Source organism: Sulfuricurvum sp. RIFCSPLOWO2_12_FULL_43_24 (genome assembly GCF_001829605.1).
In the GTDB taxonomy this organism is placed as follows: domain Bacteria; phylum Campylobacterota; class Campylobacteria; order Campylobacterales; family Sulfurimonadaceae; genus Sulfuricurvum.
Genome location: NZ_MIBT01000078.1, coordinates 1 through 16,740 on the forward strand (window position 1 = coordinate 1; position 16,740 = coordinate 16,740).

Genomic DNA, 16,740 nt, shown 5'->3' on the forward strand with positions numbered 1-16,740 from the left:
TATGAGGAACTTCCCCCTGCTGACGAACGAGGACGATGGTGTATTTTTTCGACTGCACGAGACGTGATAGATACCGCTCGATGGAGACGGTCGGAACCCCTGCTAATAGAGGGTTTTGGATGGAGTTTTCTAAAATCGTTTTGTTTTTACGGGTAAGCTGAATGTTGAGGAACTCGGCAACTTCCTTCGCTTTGCCGATCTTCATTGATTCGTTATTGACTTCATATACCTCAAAAAACGATCCCACTTCGATGATGACGAGGGTATCAGGACCGTATTTGGCCTCACATACAGATTGGAGTTCGAAATAAATTTCAGAGAGGAGCTTACTTTTATCTTGTAACAGTGCTCCGATCTCTTCTGTACTCATCCTATCTCCGCATCATCTCGTCATTCCCGACCTGATCGGGAATCCAGCTCAAATTTAATGATTTGATTATAGCGAAGCGGGGCTAAATCTTTCTCTCGTTCCGCCTCTCACCTAAGACAAGTCTTAACATTTAACGCCCGACACGTATAGTGAAATACTATTTCGTATGACTTCCGTCACAAAACGGCCCATTTTTACTTTTCTTGCAACTGCACAAATAATACTCTTTACTTTCTTCTACTGAAAAAACACTAGGAGTAAAGTCTGTCCCTTTATGAGCGCCATCACACAATACGCCGTCCTTGCTTTTTCCGCATGTGCAGAAAAAATATTTTTTATTAGCTTCCAATTCCATTTTTACAGGTGTTGACATTCTTATTCCTTTTGTATTTGTATAACCTCTGACCTTATTTAGCCAAAATCCCTTCAAGCTGAATATCGAGTTTAACGTCTTCTCCAACTGCTACACCACCGGCTTCGAGGGCAGTATTCCATGTGATACCGTAATCTTTACGGTTTATTTTACCGCTAAGACCCAGACCAATACGCTGATTTCCCCATGGATCTTTTATAACACCGTTATTCTCAAGGTCAAGAATAACATTTTTTGTAACGCCGTGCATTGTGAGATTTCCGTAAGCTTTTTCCCCTTTCACGTTATTAAGAGCAAATGTAATCTCTGGATATTTTTTTGCATCAAACAAGTCCGGTGTTCTTAAGTGATCGTCACGTTTTTGGTTTGCGGTATTGATCGAGTTGACATCGATTTTCCCCGTTAATGCTTTGATTGTTTTTGTTTTTTCATCGTAGCTGATTGAACCGCTAAATTTATCAAATTTACCGTTCACATCCGAGATCATCATATGCTTGATTTTGAAGCCGACAGTTGAGTGATCCGTATCGACGTTGTATGTTCCTGCGAACAAAGACGCAGTACTTAGTATTCCGAATGCGATAAGGGAAGAGAATGTTTTTTTCATGGTATTTCCTTTGTGTTTTAAATTAGTAATGTTAGTGCATCGGCACATCAAACAATAGAACCTTAGACTCCGCTAGTGCTAAAAGCGTATATTCCTCCTCATCTTTGATTTGTATCTCATCTCGTTCATTTAGAGTGTGACCAGCAATTTCAATAGAACCTTCCATCACAAAAATAAGCCGTCCATGCTCAGACTTGACTGGGGCAACAACGATTTGTGCGTCTTTATCCAGATGGGTTGAATGGATTGCTGCATCTTGGCGAATTACCATAGAACCTTCTCTCCCATCACTTGAAACCAAAACTGCCCAGCCGTTCGATTGATCGATATTTGCAAGATCCCTTTTGTCATACGTCGGTATGGCATTTTTATAGCTTGGATGAATCCAGATCTGATACAGCGCCGCATCCGCTTCCATAGTTGCATATTCAGAATGCTTAATTCCTGTACCGGCACTCATATACTGAATCTCACCCGCTTTGGTAATTTCGTGATTTCCTTCAGAGTCTTTGTGTTCCAATGCTCCTTTGGTAACAATGGATACGATTTCCATATCTTTATGGGGATGCATTCCAAACCCCATTCCCGCTTCAATGATGTCATCATTGATAACTCTCAATACCCCAAACCCCATCCGTTCAGGATTAAAATATTCAGCAAATGAAAAACTAAACCGACTGTGAAGCCATCCGTGTTCGGCTGTTCCACGCTCATGTGCGCGATGAATGATAAATGACATTTTTTTCTCCTTCTGTTGTGCTAAAAGTATCATTGGATACGTAAGAAATAATACTTTTAATAGATCTCTTCTGTTCATGGCAACCTAACTATTACTAACTAGTAGTATTTGGGTAAATTTTTATTGCGCTTTTTCGAGTTTACGCAACAGCTTTGAGACGATTTCAAGCTCTTCTTCGTTTAGCCCAAGGTCATACCAACAGCTTAAATTGCTCACATGAGTAGGAAAAATCGACGCGATGAGATCACTTCCCTCTTCGGTAATCTCAAGCATTTTGACGCGACGATCTTCTTCTGATGGAGCTACCCGGATCAGCTTCTTGGACGCGAGGTTTTTGACCACAACGGTGATGTTCCCGGGTGTACTCAAAATAAGTTTGGTAATTTGTCCTACGTTAAGATTCCCGAGATGATACAAAGCTTCAAGAATTGCAAATTGCGGCAAGGTAAGCCCTTGCGCTTCCATCCACGCCGTCTCTTTTGCACGTATTTTCAAAAAAGTTCGAGAGAGTTCAATGTGCGAACGCAAAACTTTGTCTTCATGAATGCCATAACCTTTTGGACGTTTCATCTAAGCCTCCAAAATAAATTTGATAAGAGAATATTACTACTAATTAGTATTAATGTCAAGGAAATATTTTTTTTCTTATATATTAAAAATGGGTCAGGCGTTAAATGTTAAATATGAGGTGGAATGCAGACTGACACTATACACTCCCACTTAGAAAACGGGAGCGAGAGAAAAATTGATAGCTTTGATAGAAAATTCGGTATTCCCGATGAGATTGCGCAGGGTAGGAAAGAGTTTGTGTTTAAGTTGTAATATTTAGCAAATCGTTACATTTTCACTCACAATCCCTAAACCAGCTCTATTTAATCATTTTACACACCGCTTTGTTTAAAGTTGATTTGTTATAATTTCTCTACTTACGGTGAGCCTCTGCACGCACGCTTACCTTGTTCTGATAAACCCCAAGACAAAATCTTCCAATTTACTTCTCAATCCATCCAAATTATCCGATGCAAACAGATTGATTAAATCATCGACCGTTTTGAAGTCATTCGCATCCCCTAATAACACATGAAGCGAATAATAGACATCCAGTATTTTATGCTCGTAAATTGTTTTTCTAAATGCCGTGTGTGTGCCAAACGCTTTCAACCCTCTGAAATTTCGATTGAAAATTCTACCATTATGAGCACATCGGTTACGAAGCTCTTTGAGTCTCAGCAGATAGTTTAAAAACAGTTCATGGCTATAGAAGCCGAATCTTTTTCCCAATAATTTGAGGATGTCATTACCGTCGATTTGTAGCTTCGAGATGATATTTATCAACGTCCCAAGCGTCGCATTTTCAATAAAATAGTGAAATGGTGGGTAATTGATATCTTTCGTCGTATTGACGGCTACCATCGGCTCGCTTTTAATGTAATCGATTTGGTTCGATTGGAAATCATACGTGTTGAGATAATAATCCCGATAGTGAAGGTAGATTTCTTTCTTCTTTTTCGGATTAGGCTGCCGCACCTCCCAATCTTGAACCGATTCGAGTGGCAGAGTGAAAGGTTCCTTATAATTTTTGGCAAGGAGATAACAAAACGGATTATCGGTGATAGCGTAAACGATTTCGATGAGATAGGCTTTCATCCTAATTTCAATCGTGGAAGTCATAGAAAACAGTTTTGACGATAACCGCTTATCAAAATCGTGGATGGCGATGATATCGTCAATCGAATAATCGGATAGATTGTTTCGGAATGCTTTAACATAGCCTTTGAATCGAAAAATTCCAATATCTAAAACCGTCTCTTCGATATTCGCATCACTTTGAGTCGCCGTTTTTTGCAAACCATCGTTATAAAGGGATTGGAGATAGGAGGCAACATCAAGCCGTTTATAGTCATATTTCAAAGTTGCCCCTTTATCCATTAGCCGATATTTTAGCTCAAACCCCTAAAATTTAGATTTATGCGACAAATGCGTTTGCCGTACTCTTTATAAATTTTACCAATTGAATCTTTGGTGTATTTTTTTAAAATTACATTTTTCAATTCAGAATTCAAAAATAAAAATGGGTCAGGCGTTAAATGTTAAATATGAGATGGAATGCAAATATATATTAGGCTTCTTGCATAACCTGTTTTTTCGTTCATGGTGAGCTCACGTGCCCTTTGGGTATATCGAACCATGAATGAAACACCCTTCGACAGGCTCAGGGCGAACGGGATCATATAGTTAAGTTAGGATTATACAAGAAGTCTATTCAAAAAAAAGATTGCTGGATTCCCGCCTAAGCGGGAAAAGAAGAGAAATTTAGATACGAGCGTAAGAGACGCTGATACAAGCGTTAAGGGCAGAGAGTTCTTTAATGGTTTTATCATTAACAGCAGAATCAACAATAATCACCGCAAGAGCTTCACTACTTTTGTTGCGTCCGAGACGGAAATCGGCAATATTCACTTCATGTGCCGCCAGCAACGTACCGACTTGACCGATAACACCCGGTACGTCAGTGTTTTTGAAAAGGATCATGTTCCCTTTCGGTTCAACATCGACGCCGAAACCGTTGATGTCAACGATACGCTGAACGTCGTCATTGAACATGGTCGCACTGATCTCAATCACGTCTTTATCGGTGGTGAGTTTAACGGTTACAAGATTTTTGTAAACAGGGCTGCCTGGAAGCTCTTCGGTTTCGATTTTGATACCGCGCTCTTTGGCTACGAAATCAGCATTTACGTAGTTGATTGTATCCCCTGAGATATCGGCTAATGCACCGACAGTGACAAAAGTAGCCAATGAGTTAACGTATTCCGCAATATCACCGCGACCGCTTACTTTGATTGAGACGATTGAGGCTTTATTAATTTGAGACGCGAGAAACCCTATTTTCTGACTCATTTCCAAAAATGGCTTAACAAATGATGGAATTTTAGTCTCATCAATCGGTAAGTTCAAAGCGTGTGGATACGCAATCCCTTTTGCCGCTTCGATTGCCTGCTGTGCCGCTTCAAGAGCAATCCCCAGTTGAGATTCAAACGTATTGGCACCCAAGTGTGGAGAGACACAAATGTTGTCAAGATCAAGGAGTTTATGATCGGTTGCAGGTTCTTTGTTAAATACGTCGATACCGGCAAAGCGTACTTTACCTGATTTAAGACCGTCATAGAGGGCATCTTCGTCGTACAATCCACCGCGTGCACAATTGATAAGAACCACACCGTCTTTCATCTTCGAAATTTCATCGCTTCCGATCATACCAACGGTCTCTTTGTTTTTCGGAGTGTGGATAGTGATGATATCACACGCCAAAATATCTTCAAAATTCGTCGTATATTTAACACCGACATCCGTCGCTTTTGATGGGTGGATATACGGATCATAAGCAATTACGTCCATCTCAAATGCTTTGGATCGAATACCGACTCGGCTACCGATATTACCGAAACCGATGACACCGAGTTTTTTGCCTTTAAGCTCGTATCCGTACCATTTTTCACGTTTCCATACACGCTGATTTTTCAAATGATCGTGTGAATACGGGAACATTCGCATACATGAGAGCATGTGCGTCATCGTGAGTTCAACGGCAGCGATGGTATTCGCCGTCGGAACGTTCATGACGATAATCCCCTCTTTTGAACATCCCGGAATATCAACGTTATCGACACCGACACCGGCGCGGACAACCGCTTTTAGTCTACCTTTGGCTGCTTCGATGAATTTATCATCAACATCGGTAGAACTGCGGGTAATTGCAACGTCTGCCTCTTTAATGAGATCCAAAAGAGCCGTTTTATCCATATCAGCCGCAAAAATCATCTCTACTTGATCATCACGACGGAGAAGATTCAATCCCTCTTCATGGATATGATCACATACAACAATTTTATATTTTTCCATTACTTTTCCTCTGTGAACGGCGGTACAGTCGCCATGATTTGGTAGGTTTTTAGTTTTGTTACAAGGGATGCGCGTTCGATTTTTTAATTTGATTCGGTTCTGGAAGATCAGTTCCCTCTGAAATGTCCAGATTTAATGTTATTTCATTAACAGGGTAAAAATACTCTTTCTCATCGTTACCGGAAAAACGGCTTATCCAGCTCTTTTCATCACGTGAAGCTTCGGCAGGGAGAACCTCTTCAATATCGGAGATCTCAACTTTTGGTGCCGAAGGATTTATTTGGATCAAGAAAATAGTAATAAACACCGCCACTGCCAGGGCTATAAGGGGAAACAGCCAATATGCAGCGCGTCGCATTCTATTTATTTCAATTGATCTTTAATCAAATCACCAAGACTGTGTGAATCGTTATCATTGATCTCATCCAACATTTTTTGATCTTTAATACGCTCCAGTTTTTTAACTGAAAGACGGATACGATCACGTTTTGCATCGATGACTAAAATAGCCGCTTCGATTGTTTGACCGATTTCAAGCTCTTCAGGTACAAGAGGATAAAGATCTTCGTTACGGATAAGGGCATCAACTCCACCTTCCAATGAAACGAATACACCGAAATCTTTCACATCACGAACCGTAGCTTTCACTACTTCATTCATTTTATGACTTGTTGCGAATTGATCGATTGGACTCTCTTCGAGAGATTTACGGTTCAATGAGATTTTTTCATCGTCACCATTGATTTTCGCAATTTTTACTTCGATCTCTTCACCTACTTTGAGAGTATCTTTACATTTGACGTTTTTGTCCCATGAAAGATCTTGATTGTGTAACAATCCCTCTACTCCGCCAACTTTTACAAATGCACCGAAATCGGTCAAAGAGGTAACGGTACCGGTAACAGTATCACCCTCTTTGAATTTTTTGGTAAATTCTTCAAACGGTTTTGGTTGAAGACGTTTGTACGATACACGTAATTTATGGGTTTTAGAGTTAATTTCAATAACTTCAACATCAATCTCTTGACCCACTGTGAGGTAGTCTTTAGGATGTTTGATGTTTTTATCCCATGTGATTTCAGAGATGTGAAGGAACCCTTCGATGTCGTTACCAAGGTCAACGAAAATACCGTACGGCTCGATGTTGCTGACAGTAACCGTGATAGTATCACCCTCTTCCAATGCTTCTTCAACCTCTTGCCACGGATCCGATTGTACCGCTTTGATTGAGAGTGAAAGGTGACGCTTGTCTTTATCGTACGCAATCGCTTTTACGTTGACAATATCACCCTCTTTGTAAAGTTTAGATGGATTAACCGGCCCTTTGTAGCTGATTTCATTGTAATGAACCAACCCGTCGATTCCGCCGACATCAACGAACATACCATAGCTGGTGATCTTTTTGACGGTACCTTGGATAACTTTATCCTCTTCCATCAACGCGTCAATCACTTCTTTCTTACGCTTACGCTCATCATTGAAAAGCTTACGACGAGAAACCACGATTGAAGCCTCAGCAGCATCAACTTTAACCACTTGTGCTTTGATGGTTTTACCGACAACTTGATCGGTCTCTTTGAACGCCGCAAGTGAACGAGGAAGGAAGAAGTGGACATCGTCCGCTTCCAAAAGGTATCCACCTTTGTTTTTCTTGGTCACTAAAGCTTCGATGACCACTGACTCGAAATCTTCTTTATGTGCATTGATAAACGCTAATGTTTTCTCTTGTTCAAGCACTTTTTTATAGGAGATTTTTGGACGCTCGTTGTAGTGTCCCATCACCATTACCATGATTTTATCGCCGACGTTAAAAAGAAGATTTCCCTCTGTATCACGGATTTCATCCAATGAAAGAATCCCCTCAAGTTTTTCGCCGACGCCTACCAACGCGCGGTTGTCACTCTCTTGGATCTCTACGACTTCACCTTCTGTAATGCGTGTGGATTCTTGCTCTTTGAACGATGCCTCCAGCATTTCAGCAAAATTTTCTTCTTCAAATGCTTCGTTATCGAAAGCCATGCCTATTCCCTTGTAACTAAAAATTGGCTGATTATAGCGAAAAAATGCTTGTTTTGAGATTAGGAGGGAGAATTTAGGCGCGTGTCAAGCTCTTGATTTTAGCAACAACTTCATCAATAATCCAATCGGGAGTCGATGCTCCGGCACTGATCCCGCAAAAAGTTTTAGTATCAAACCAATTTTCCTGAAGATCATCTTGACTTTCGATATGATAACTGTCAGGACAATATTCTTTGGCAATAGAGTGCAATTGTTTGGTATTTGATGAGTTTTTACCGCCGATAACAATCATCACATCGGCTTTTTGAGCCAAATCGCGTACAGCATCTTGATTATCAAAGGTTGCATTGCAAATCGTGTTGAAGACACGGACTTCTTTATGTTTTGCCATCAACTTTCCGATAATTTGCTGATAATCTTCAATTTTTCGCGTTGTTTGTGCAACAGTTGCGACTTTTTCTCGAAGTTTCAGTGCATCAAGTTCATCGGGACTGTTTACAACATAAACATGATCATCTGCGTAACTTTTAACCCCTTTGATTTCAGGATGAGCCTCATCGCCAAAGATTACAATATCATACCCTTGCGCCGACATCTCTTCGCAAATTTGCTGCGGTTTGGTCACATACGGACACGTTGCATCCACCACATTAACTTGTCGTTCATGCAAAGTGGAAAGTTCCTGCTTCGGAATACCGTGGGTACGAATGACCGCCGTTTCCCCCACTTTAAAGGAATCAAGATTTTCGCTGAGCGCGACATTGAAATCGTTTTTAAGTCGATCGATTTCATTGGCGTTGTGGATTAGCGGACCGTACGTTGACGAATTGCGGTTCTCTTCCGCAATTTTAATTGCCCGTTTCACGCCGAAACAAAATCCGTAGCTCTCCGCCAACTCGATTTTCATCGCTCAACCTTTGTACAATTTCCCAATAATTCAAAAAAGTTCGGAAATGAGGTGTTGATACATTCAATATCTTCGACTTCCATTGCGCACTTCAATCCTGCAACGCAAAAACTCATTGCAATACGGTGATCACCGTAACTGTTCACTCGTGCGGGTTTAAGCTCACCGCCGATAACGGCGTAACCATCAGGATATTCTTCCGTCTCAATACCGCAAAGATTCAGATTGTCGACAACTGTTTTGATCCGATCCGATTCTTTGACCCGCAGCTCTTCGGCATTTTTGATAATGCTTTTTCCCTCTGCACACGCCATTGCAATAGAAAGTGCCGGGAGCTCATCGATGAGCCATGCTATATTTTCTTCAACGCTCACCGCTTTCAATGGGGCATATTCTACCCGAATCGTCCCAATCGGTTCATACCGTTCATCATTCAGCGTATAGGTAATTTTTGCCCCCATACGTTCCAATACTTTGAAGGCTTCGATACGGGTCGGATTAAGAGTAACCCCTTCGATAGTAGCAGAAGAGTTAGGAATGATCGCTGCGGCTACCGCAAAGAAAAAGGCACTGGAGGGATCAGCAGGAACACGAATATTCAGAGGTTGCAGAGGTTTTTCCAGCGGCCAGATCTTCGTCTCCAAGCCATTTATTTCAACCTGTGCACCCATACCGCGAAGCATCCGTTCCGTATGATCACGACTCAGCTCCGGTTCACGAAAGGTACATACGCCATCGGAGCGGAGAGCCGCTAACATCATTGCACTTTTAACCTGCGCCGAAGCGATCGGTGAAACATAATCAAAGGCCTTAAGCGAAGCTCCACGAATCGATAATGGTGCTAAATCACCGTTATTGCGACCATCTAGTTTTGCTCCGATGGAACGAAGTGGCTGAGTAACCCGTTTCATCGGACGACGCTTGAGATACTCATCACCGCTCAGAACAAAATGCCCCTCAGCAGAGCTGAGTAATCCGCAAAACAGACGCATTCCCGTACCGGAATTACCGCAATCGAGAATTTCAGAAGTCTCTTGTATCCCATGTGAGCGAATGGTAATAACGTCACCATCATCGGTAATTTCTGCACCGAGATGACCAACGATTTTAAGGGTATTGAGGGTATCTTCCGCGCGGAGAAAATTCTCGATTCTACTCTCACCTTCCGCTAAAACCGCAAACATAGCACAGCGGTGCGAAATTGATTTATCCGGTGCAATTGCGTCACTTCTAAACCCGAACGGCGGTGCGGGATAAACCTTGGCAGACATCATCTCAAATTCACTCCGAGTTCTTCTTTTAATCCATTCAAAATAGATTCCATCGCCATCGTAATATCTTCATCTTCAAGTGTTTTTTCCTCGGATTGTAAAACAAAACGGAGTGTCAAACTCATCTGTTCTCCCAAAGTCTCTGAAACATAACGATCAACCGGATAAAAACGTCGTACTTGAGAGGATCGGTGTTTTTCAATGACCTCTTTAATACTCTCATAACTCACCTCTTTGGAAATCAGAATACTCAAATCCCTAAAAGATGCTTGATATTTTGAATACGCACGTGCTTCAACCAACCCATACGCAAGTGCATCGGTTTTAATCTCACACATAAAAGTTTGAGCGAGGTCATGATCTTCTTCGATACTTGGGTGAAGTCGGAAAATCTCTCCCGCTTCCACGCCGTTAATCATTACTTTTGCACACACGTATGGGTGAGCCAAAGAGTGGCTTGGAGTATGAGAAACCAATTCAAATGATCCGACAACATCAGCGATCAATTTTGTAAATGCGGCGAAATCGATAACCGCAGGTTTTCCGGCATTGGCAATCTTTTCACTTTCCATTGCACCGGATACGATAAACCCAAGACGTTTGGATTCTTGACGGTTAGTATCAAAAACCATCCCTGCTTCAAAGAGAGCGATTTTCTTTTGATTCACTTTCACATTGGCAGAAGCAGAATTTAACAGTCCCACCAACAGTGTCGGACGAAGAGTGTCAAACGTCGCCGTAATAGGGTTCAATAGCTCTTTATCCGCATCAGTGCAGACAAATCCGTATTTTTCTACCTGAAGCCGCTCATTAAACACGAAATGAACCGATTCATAAAATCCGCTTTGAGCCGCACGATGACGATACATACGTGTCTTTTTATAGTCATTCAAATCATTGCTCATCTGATTTGCTTCCGCAAAAACAAACGGCTTTGAAGGGATATTATCAATCCCTACGATACGAACGACTTCTTCGATAATATCTTGTTTATTCACGATATCATGTCGGAATTTAGGGACTGAAATAGCGAATGTCGACCCATTAGGCTTTCCGATTTCCATTCCAAGATTTTTAAAAATCTGTGTAATACGGGTTTTATCGATTTTCAGTCCGATAAACGACTCGAATTCTTCCTCACCCATACTGATGATCGGCGGTTCATAAGAGGTGGTCAGTTCGATATTTCCGCCATACACTTGCGAAGCTGAATATTTTTCAAATAAACTACCGGCATAACGGATTCCCATTTCAATTTTCGGTTCACTTCCACGAGAAGAACGGTAATAATGTGGACAGCTTGGGATTTTTTTATCTCCCATTTTTTTAGCGATGATATCAGGGGCAATATAACTCGCTTCGATAACGGCCAACCCTTCATTCGCAGTAAAATGGGCCTCTTTTTCTTGAGAAACACCGATAACGGAGACTTTTTCTTTGCCATAAAGCGCTGCATACCCATTCTCATCGTTCTCAAAAGTAATAATCCCTTTTGTTTCAAGATCACCAAATTTTTCAAACGGATAGGCGCGTAAAATAACCCCGGTACTTTGGGTTGTATACAGCAGCAATGCATCTACAGCGGTAGTGTAAACCTCTTCAATAATGGCTAAACGCAATGCTATCGCAAAAGGGACACTGAACTCTTTAACATCAACCGCACCGAATAATAAATCAGCATGAAAGGTATCAGTATGTTGCAGCTGCAAAATACGCCCGATACCCAAACGTCCGTCTTGTTTCTCTTTGTAGTTGATTTCTCGAAGTTCACGTGAAAGTGCCGCACGTAAATCACGTGCGATCCCGTGAATACTCAAACAATCTCCGCGATTGGCGGTCAGTTCAATCTCAATCACATCGTCATTAAATGCACCGTATTCATTCAGATTTTTCCCAAGAACTAATTCACCGATACTTGGATCGAGGATCATAATCCCCTCACCCATGCTTGGTAAACCAATCTCTTTGGATGAACAGATCATACCGTGTGAATCAACACCGCGCAGCACAGCTTCTTTGATCTTGAGCCCGCCCGGAAGTTCGGCTCCGACAGTAGCCAATGCGATATGAATTCCCTCACGGACATTGGAAGCGCCGCACACGATTTGGCGTACTTCATTTCCGACATTAACCTGACATACATTGAGTTTATCGGCGTCGGGATGTTTTTCACATTTCTCGACATACCCGATGACAACACCATCCGCAACACGGATGGCTTCATGTCGATCAACTTCTAATCCGATCGCATTAAACGTTTTGCACAATGTATCCGCATTGATACCGTCTAGATCGATCCACTCATTTAACCAATTTTTTGTAACGATCATCTAAACTGCTCCAATAATCTCGTATCTCCCTCAAACAAAGAGCGTAAATCACCGATTCGGTGGATCAACATCGCAAACCGCTCAACACCTAAACCGAACGCATATCCGCTGACATTCTCATAGCCGACAGCTTTAAAGACATTCGGATCAACAATACCGCATCCGAGGACTTCGAGCCATCCGGTTTTCGAACAAACGCGGCAACCATCTCCACCGCAGAAGATACAGCTGATATCCACTTCGGCTGAAGGTTCCGTAAACGGGAAAAAACTCGGACGGAAACGAACTTCGACGTCTCCGAACATTGTTTTAAGGAAGTCTTCAAGGATAAATTTAAGATTGGCAAACGAGACTTTCCCCGCCTCTTCAACGACCAATCCCTCTACTTGATGAAACATCGGAGTATGGGTAATATCATAATCACGGCGAAATACCGCACCCGGTGCGATCATACGAATCGGAGGCTTGGTTGAGAGCATTGTGCGAATTTGTACCGGAGAGGTATGGGTACGCAATAACATCGCATCTTTAAAATAAAAAGTATCCTGCATATCACGCGCAGGATGATATTTAGGAAGATTCAGCGCTTCAAAATTGTGGAAATCATCTTCAACCATCGGTCCCGTTTGTACCGAGAAATTCATGGCAATAAAATACTCTACGATCCGGTCCATTGTCTCCATTACCGGATGCAATGATCCGCGTTCTGTGGTAGCAGAGTACAGACTCACATCGATGGCTTCGGATTTCATTGTTGCTTGTAAATGCTCCATTGCCAAGAAAAGTTTACGGTCTAAAAGAAGCGCATTCAATCCCTCTTTGTGGATATTCAGTTCTTTGGCAAATATCCCTTTTTCAGCATCAGGAATATCTTTCATACGGGCAAACTCAGCGTTCATAATCCCTTTTTTTCCGAAAACGGCGATTCGTATCTCTTCGATTTTATCAATCGAATCGGCCGATTTTATAGCGTCATACCACTCTTGCAAAATAGAGTCTCCATTGTGATTTTCTGAAAGCTTTAAAATAGATCTTTACAATTTGGTGAAAAGGGCTTTCAATTTAGAGGATATTGTAGTCAAATCTCTTTTATAAATAGCTTCAAGCGATCTTCCATGTGCTACAATAACACAAAAAAAGAGGTTTAAAATGTGCATTTTCTGCAAAATAATCAATAAAGAAATCCCTTCCAATACCGTTGCCGAAAACGAAGAATTTTATGCCTTTCATGACATTAATCCTAAAGCACCCGTTCATATATTGGCGATTCCAAAAGCCCATTATCAAAGCTTTAACGATGTCCCTGGCGATGTTATGGGAAGAATGTCGACATTTATGCAAGAGGTCGCCAAAGCGTGCGGAATTGATGAGAGCGGCTACCGTATCATCAGCAATATCGGAGAAAACGGAGGGCAAGAGGTAGGGCATCTACACTTTCATATCCTCGGCGGAGCGAAGCTCAAATGGGGCCATTTTGCGGATGCAGATCCAAAGGATTTCTTTTAATTAAAAACGCTGGCGGAGCAAAGCCCCACTCAGCAACGTTAACACTGGGTTTCCCTCAGCGGGAAGCCCACGTGCAGTAAACCGCACTTTAAATACTATACCCCAATCACTTTTTACGCATTACACCCTTGCAATGCACCGAAATCAACGGCACTTCCGCCACCGCTGATCATTGATTCATTTTCACGAATGACATTACCGTTATGGATGATCGTGTAGGTAATCACCGTACTGTCACGAATCGTGTTAATCGTTGAACAATAGGTCTCCAAACTCGCCATCACCCAGCGTGCCGCAAGGGTATCGTCTGCATTGGAGTCAAAACGGTATTCAAGGTGAAGAGTATTGAACTTGCGCGGTGCGGACTCGTTACGAACCACTTCGCCGGATACTTCAAGATTTTTAACCTCATACCCCTGCTGTTTAGGGAGCATCACCACATCGGTTGCACTGCATCCGATAATCCCGCTTAAAAAATATTCGATCGGAGAAATTTGAGGGCAATCGATGATAAAACTGCTTTTTTCAGTTTTGGCTTCAAACTTCATTTCACTCTGATGAGCAACGGTAATTTTCATTTTATGTCCTTAAGATAATGGTCAAAATAGATAATCTGCTCCAATGTGCGCACTTCAGCCGTTCCCCCTTGGGAAGTACGGGCATTCATCGAATGTTCAATCGCCAAATAGGGGATGATATCTTCTTTGATACGATCATCAATAGCCTTGAGTTCTGAATAATCGATATCGCTCAAATCGATTCCGAGCACTTCGGCACGAGCAACGGCGCGTCCGGTGATGTGATGCGCTTCACGAAAAGGTACTCCGCAATGCTCAACCAGATAATCGGCCAAATCAGTCGCGGAAAGATGTCCTAGCTTACACGCACGAGCCATATTATGAGGCTTGATCGTCATAGTACGGAGTGCTTCACGAAGAATTTCAAGAGAGAGTTCAGCCGTTTCAACGCTGTCAAACACCCCCTCTTTATCCTCTTGGGTGTCTTTGTTATACGCTAACGGCAACCCTTTCATCACCGTCAAAAGTCCCATCAAGTTTCCAAAAACACGTCCCGTTTTTCCGCGAAGTAACTCAGGAACATCGGGATTTTTCTTTTGCGGCATGATTGAGCTTCCGGTCGAATACTGATCGGAGAGTTCCACGAATCGAAATTCGTAGCTCGACCACAAAATAATCTCTTCCGCCAAACGGGAGATGTGCATCATCAACGTCGAAATATTAAACAAGATTTCAAGGGCAAAATCGCGATCACTTACCGTATCGAGACAGTTAATGCTCACAGAATCAAATCCAAGTGTTTTTGCGGTCATTTCGCGGTTAATATTATGCGGAGTCCCCGCTAACGCGGCACATCCGATCGGAGAGATATTATTTCGTTCCACAGAGCTCTCAAAACGCTCACAATCACGTTTAAACATTGAGGCATAGGCTAGAAGGTGAAATGCAAAATTAATCGGCTGAGCGTGCTGTAAATGAGTCATACCCGGCAACAACGTCGTCGTATGATCCCGTGCAATATCAACAACCACGTCCATCAACGCTTTGATCTGTTCAACAATCTCACGATTTTTACGGAGTACAAAACGACGGAAATCGAGGGCTACCTGATCGTTGCGGCTGCGGGCAGTATGAAGCTTTTTACCTGCTTCTCCGATAATCGAAGTTAGCCGCTTCTCGATCGCCATGTGCAAATCTTCATCACCGATTTTCCATTCAAAATTACCGGATTCGATTTCACTCAAAACCTGAGCCATCCCGGATTCGATCAAAGCAGCCTCATCATTCGTTAGAATACCCTGATGTGCCAGCATTTTAGCGTGTGCGATGGAGCCTTCGATATCCTCACGGTAAAGTTTTTGATCAAACATGATCGAGGCATTAAATTTTTCCAAAAGGGTTGACGCATCTTGCGTGAAACGTCCGGACCACATCTTTTCCATGGTATCTCCGAGTATATTAAGTATTTAGGGGATTTTAGCGAAGTTTGGTTTAGAAAACATTACCGTTACTCGATAACATTCTCATTTAAATAGATTCTGCCTCTTCAGAGGCAAGCTTTAGTGCCTCAGCGGCTAGCGTAGCCAAGCGGGGCTTTTGCTCCGTAGGCGTTAAAAAAATATTAATTACAGGCAGGGACGTTGCCGCTATCAGATGCGTATTCAACTAAAAAATCTTCCAAATGTTTAGCGCCGCGTGTATAACTTCGATCTTTGAAATAATCCCATGAAGCAGCAGCTTTTTTCGAAGAGAGGTGGATATCCGCGAGCTTTTCCCCTTTATTATCCATCAGTTTTTCCCAGCCGCGCTGTTTTTTAGATGCAGCCAACTCTTGCCCGCCGCCATGACACTCTTTACAAGAGTCAATATAAATTTTTTGCCCTTTATACGTGGCCGCATTAAGAAGAGTTGAACCGGCTAAAAGTGTAATTGCTACTGTAGCATAAAACATGCGCATGGAATTAAATTTCCCTCTTTTAAAATATTTAAGTTGTCAATATTACATTAGTAATTCTAATAAAGTGCTTAAGTTGATTCCCCTAAAAACGGGGAAACAGCGTGTTATAGCCGGTATTTCTTCTCTAATTTAAGATCTAAATCCCATAATGAAAGTGATTTAAGACGTTCAACCACAGAAGAGGTACATTCAACATCACCGGGCCATTCACGTTCAAATCCATCGACTTTTGTTTTGGTA

16 protein-coding genes and 1 pseudogene are annotated in these 16,740 nt (G+C 42.1%); 1 reads left to right on the plus strand and 16 read right to left on the minus strand.

The genetic code is table 11. The features are described 5' to 3' along the window. The 13 genes and pseudogenes from A3G19_RS07270 to pheS all read right to left on the minus strand — a co-directional run. Positions 1 to 370 (minus strand): annotated as a pseudogene (locus A3G19_RS07270) (DNA mismatch repair protein); the annotation flags it as partial. A 157-nt stretch (positions 371 to 527) separates the two neighbouring features. Continuing rightward, the gene (locus tag A3G19_RS07275; RefSeq protein ID WP_015653960.1) at positions 528 to 743 is read right to left on the minus strand and encodes a CDGSH iron-sulfur domain-containing protein; all 216 of its coding nucleotides are present in this window, start codon (positions 741 to 743) and stop codon (positions 528 to 530) included. Between the two features lie 34 nt (positions 744 to 777). After that, positions 778 to 1,350, minus strand: coding sequence for a YceI family protein (locus A3G19_RS07280; protein WP_015653961.1), 573 nt, complete (start codon positions 1,348 to 1,350; stop codon positions 778 to 780). Between the two features lie 31 nt (positions 1,351 to 1,381). Next, on the minus strand, positions 1,382 to 2,089 hold the full coding sequence (locus tag A3G19_RS07285; RefSeq protein ID WP_015653962.1) for a pirin family protein: 708 nt from the start codon (positions 2,087 to 2,089) through the stop codon (positions 1,382 to 1,384). A gap of 120 nt (positions 2,090 to 2,209) precedes the next feature. After that, positions 2,210 to 2,659 carry a MarR family transcriptional regulator gene (locus A3G19_RS07290; protein WP_015653963.1) on the minus strand — a complete coding sequence of 150 codons (450 nt, stop codon included), beginning with the start codon at positions 2,657 to 2,659 and terminating at the stop codon, positions 2,210 to 2,212. A gap of 381 nt (positions 2,660 to 3,040) precedes the next feature. After that, positions 3,041 to 4,000: an Abi family protein gene (locus tag A3G19_RS07295; protein WP_294871625.1), complete on the minus strand. Its 960-nt coding sequence runs from the start codon at positions 3,998 to 4,000 to the stop codon at positions 3,041 to 3,043. 402 nt (positions 4,001 to 4,402) lie between these two features. Further along, on the minus strand, positions 4,403 to 5,992 hold the full coding sequence (serA, locus tag A3G19_RS07300) for a phosphoglycerate dehydrogenase (protein ID WP_015653965.1): 1,590 nt from the start codon (positions 5,990 to 5,992) through the stop codon (positions 4,403 to 4,405). A gap of 58 nt (positions 5,993 to 6,050) precedes the next feature. Next, a complete protein-coding gene (locus tag A3G19_RS07305; RefSeq protein ID WP_015653966.1) occupies positions 6,051 to 6,350 on the minus strand; it encodes a hypothetical protein in 300 nt (99 codons plus the stop codon). A gap of 5 nt (positions 6,351 to 6,355) precedes the next feature. Then, positions 6,356 to 8,011: a 30S ribosomal protein S1 gene (locus tag A3G19_RS07310; RefSeq protein ID WP_015653967.1), complete on the minus strand. Its 1,656-nt coding sequence runs from the start codon at positions 8,009 to 8,011 to the stop codon at positions 6,356 to 6,358. A gap of 73 nt (positions 8,012 to 8,084) precedes the next feature. Further along, the gene (locus A3G19_RS07315) at positions 8,085 to 8,918 is read right to left on the minus strand and encodes a 4-hydroxy-3-methylbut-2-enyl diphosphate reductase (protein ID WP_294871628.1); all 834 of its coding nucleotides are present in this window, start codon (positions 8,916 to 8,918) and stop codon (positions 8,085 to 8,087) included. After that, positions 8,915 to 10,192, minus strand: a complete 1,278-nt coding sequence (gene aroA / locus A3G19_RS07320) for a 3-phosphoshikimate 1-carboxyvinyltransferase (protein WP_015653969.1) — start codon at positions 10,190 to 10,192, stop codon at positions 8,915 to 8,917. Before aroA ends, A3G19_RS07315 begins: the two co-directional genes overlap by 4 nt. Further along, the gene (pheT, locus tag A3G19_RS07325) at positions 10,189 to 12,519 is read right to left on the minus strand and encodes a phenylalanine--tRNA ligase subunit beta (protein ID WP_294871631.1); all 2,331 of its coding nucleotides are present in this window, start codon (positions 12,517 to 12,519) and stop codon (positions 10,189 to 10,191) included. The genes aroA and pheT overlap by 4 nt, the downstream gene beginning before the upstream one ends. Further along, complete coding sequence (pheS, locus tag A3G19_RS07330) at positions 12,516 to 13,508, minus strand: phenylalanine--tRNA ligase subunit alpha (protein ID WP_015653971.1); 993 nt, start codon at positions 13,506 to 13,508, stop codon at positions 12,516 to 12,518. Before pheS ends, pheT begins: the two co-directional genes overlap by 4 nt. A gap of 160 nt (positions 13,509 to 13,668) precedes the next feature. Here pheS and A3G19_RS07335 point away from each other — a divergent pair, with 160 nt between their 5' ends. Further along, positions 13,669 to 14,025: a histidine triad nucleotide-binding protein gene (locus A3G19_RS07335; protein ID WP_294871633.1), complete on the plus strand. Its 357-nt coding sequence runs from the start codon at positions 13,669 to 13,671 to the stop codon at positions 14,023 to 14,025. A 113-nt stretch (positions 14,026 to 14,138) separates the two neighbouring features. Here A3G19_RS07335 and A3G19_RS07340 read toward each other — a convergent pair whose 3' ends face one another. From A3G19_RS07340 to A3G19_RS07350, 3 genes are all read right to left on the minus strand, one after another. Continuing rightward, positions 14,139 to 14,603 carry an OsmC family protein gene (locus A3G19_RS07340; RefSeq protein ID WP_015653973.1) on the minus strand — a complete coding sequence of 155 codons (465 nt, stop codon included), beginning with the start codon at positions 14,601 to 14,603 and terminating at the stop codon, positions 14,139 to 14,141. Then, on the minus strand, positions 14,600 to 15,985 hold the full coding sequence (gene argH / locus A3G19_RS07345; protein WP_294871635.1) for an argininosuccinate lyase: 1,386 nt from the start codon (positions 15,983 to 15,985) through the stop codon (positions 14,600 to 14,602). Before argH ends, A3G19_RS07340 begins: the two co-directional genes overlap by 4 nt. A gap of 179 nt (positions 15,986 to 16,164) precedes the next feature. Next, positions 16,165 to 16,500 carry a hypothetical protein gene (locus A3G19_RS07350; protein ID WP_015653975.1) on the minus strand — a complete coding sequence of 112 codons (336 nt, stop codon included), beginning with the start codon at positions 16,498 to 16,500 and terminating at the stop codon, positions 16,165 to 16,167. Between the last annotated feature and the right edge of the window lie 240 nt (positions 16,501 to 16,740).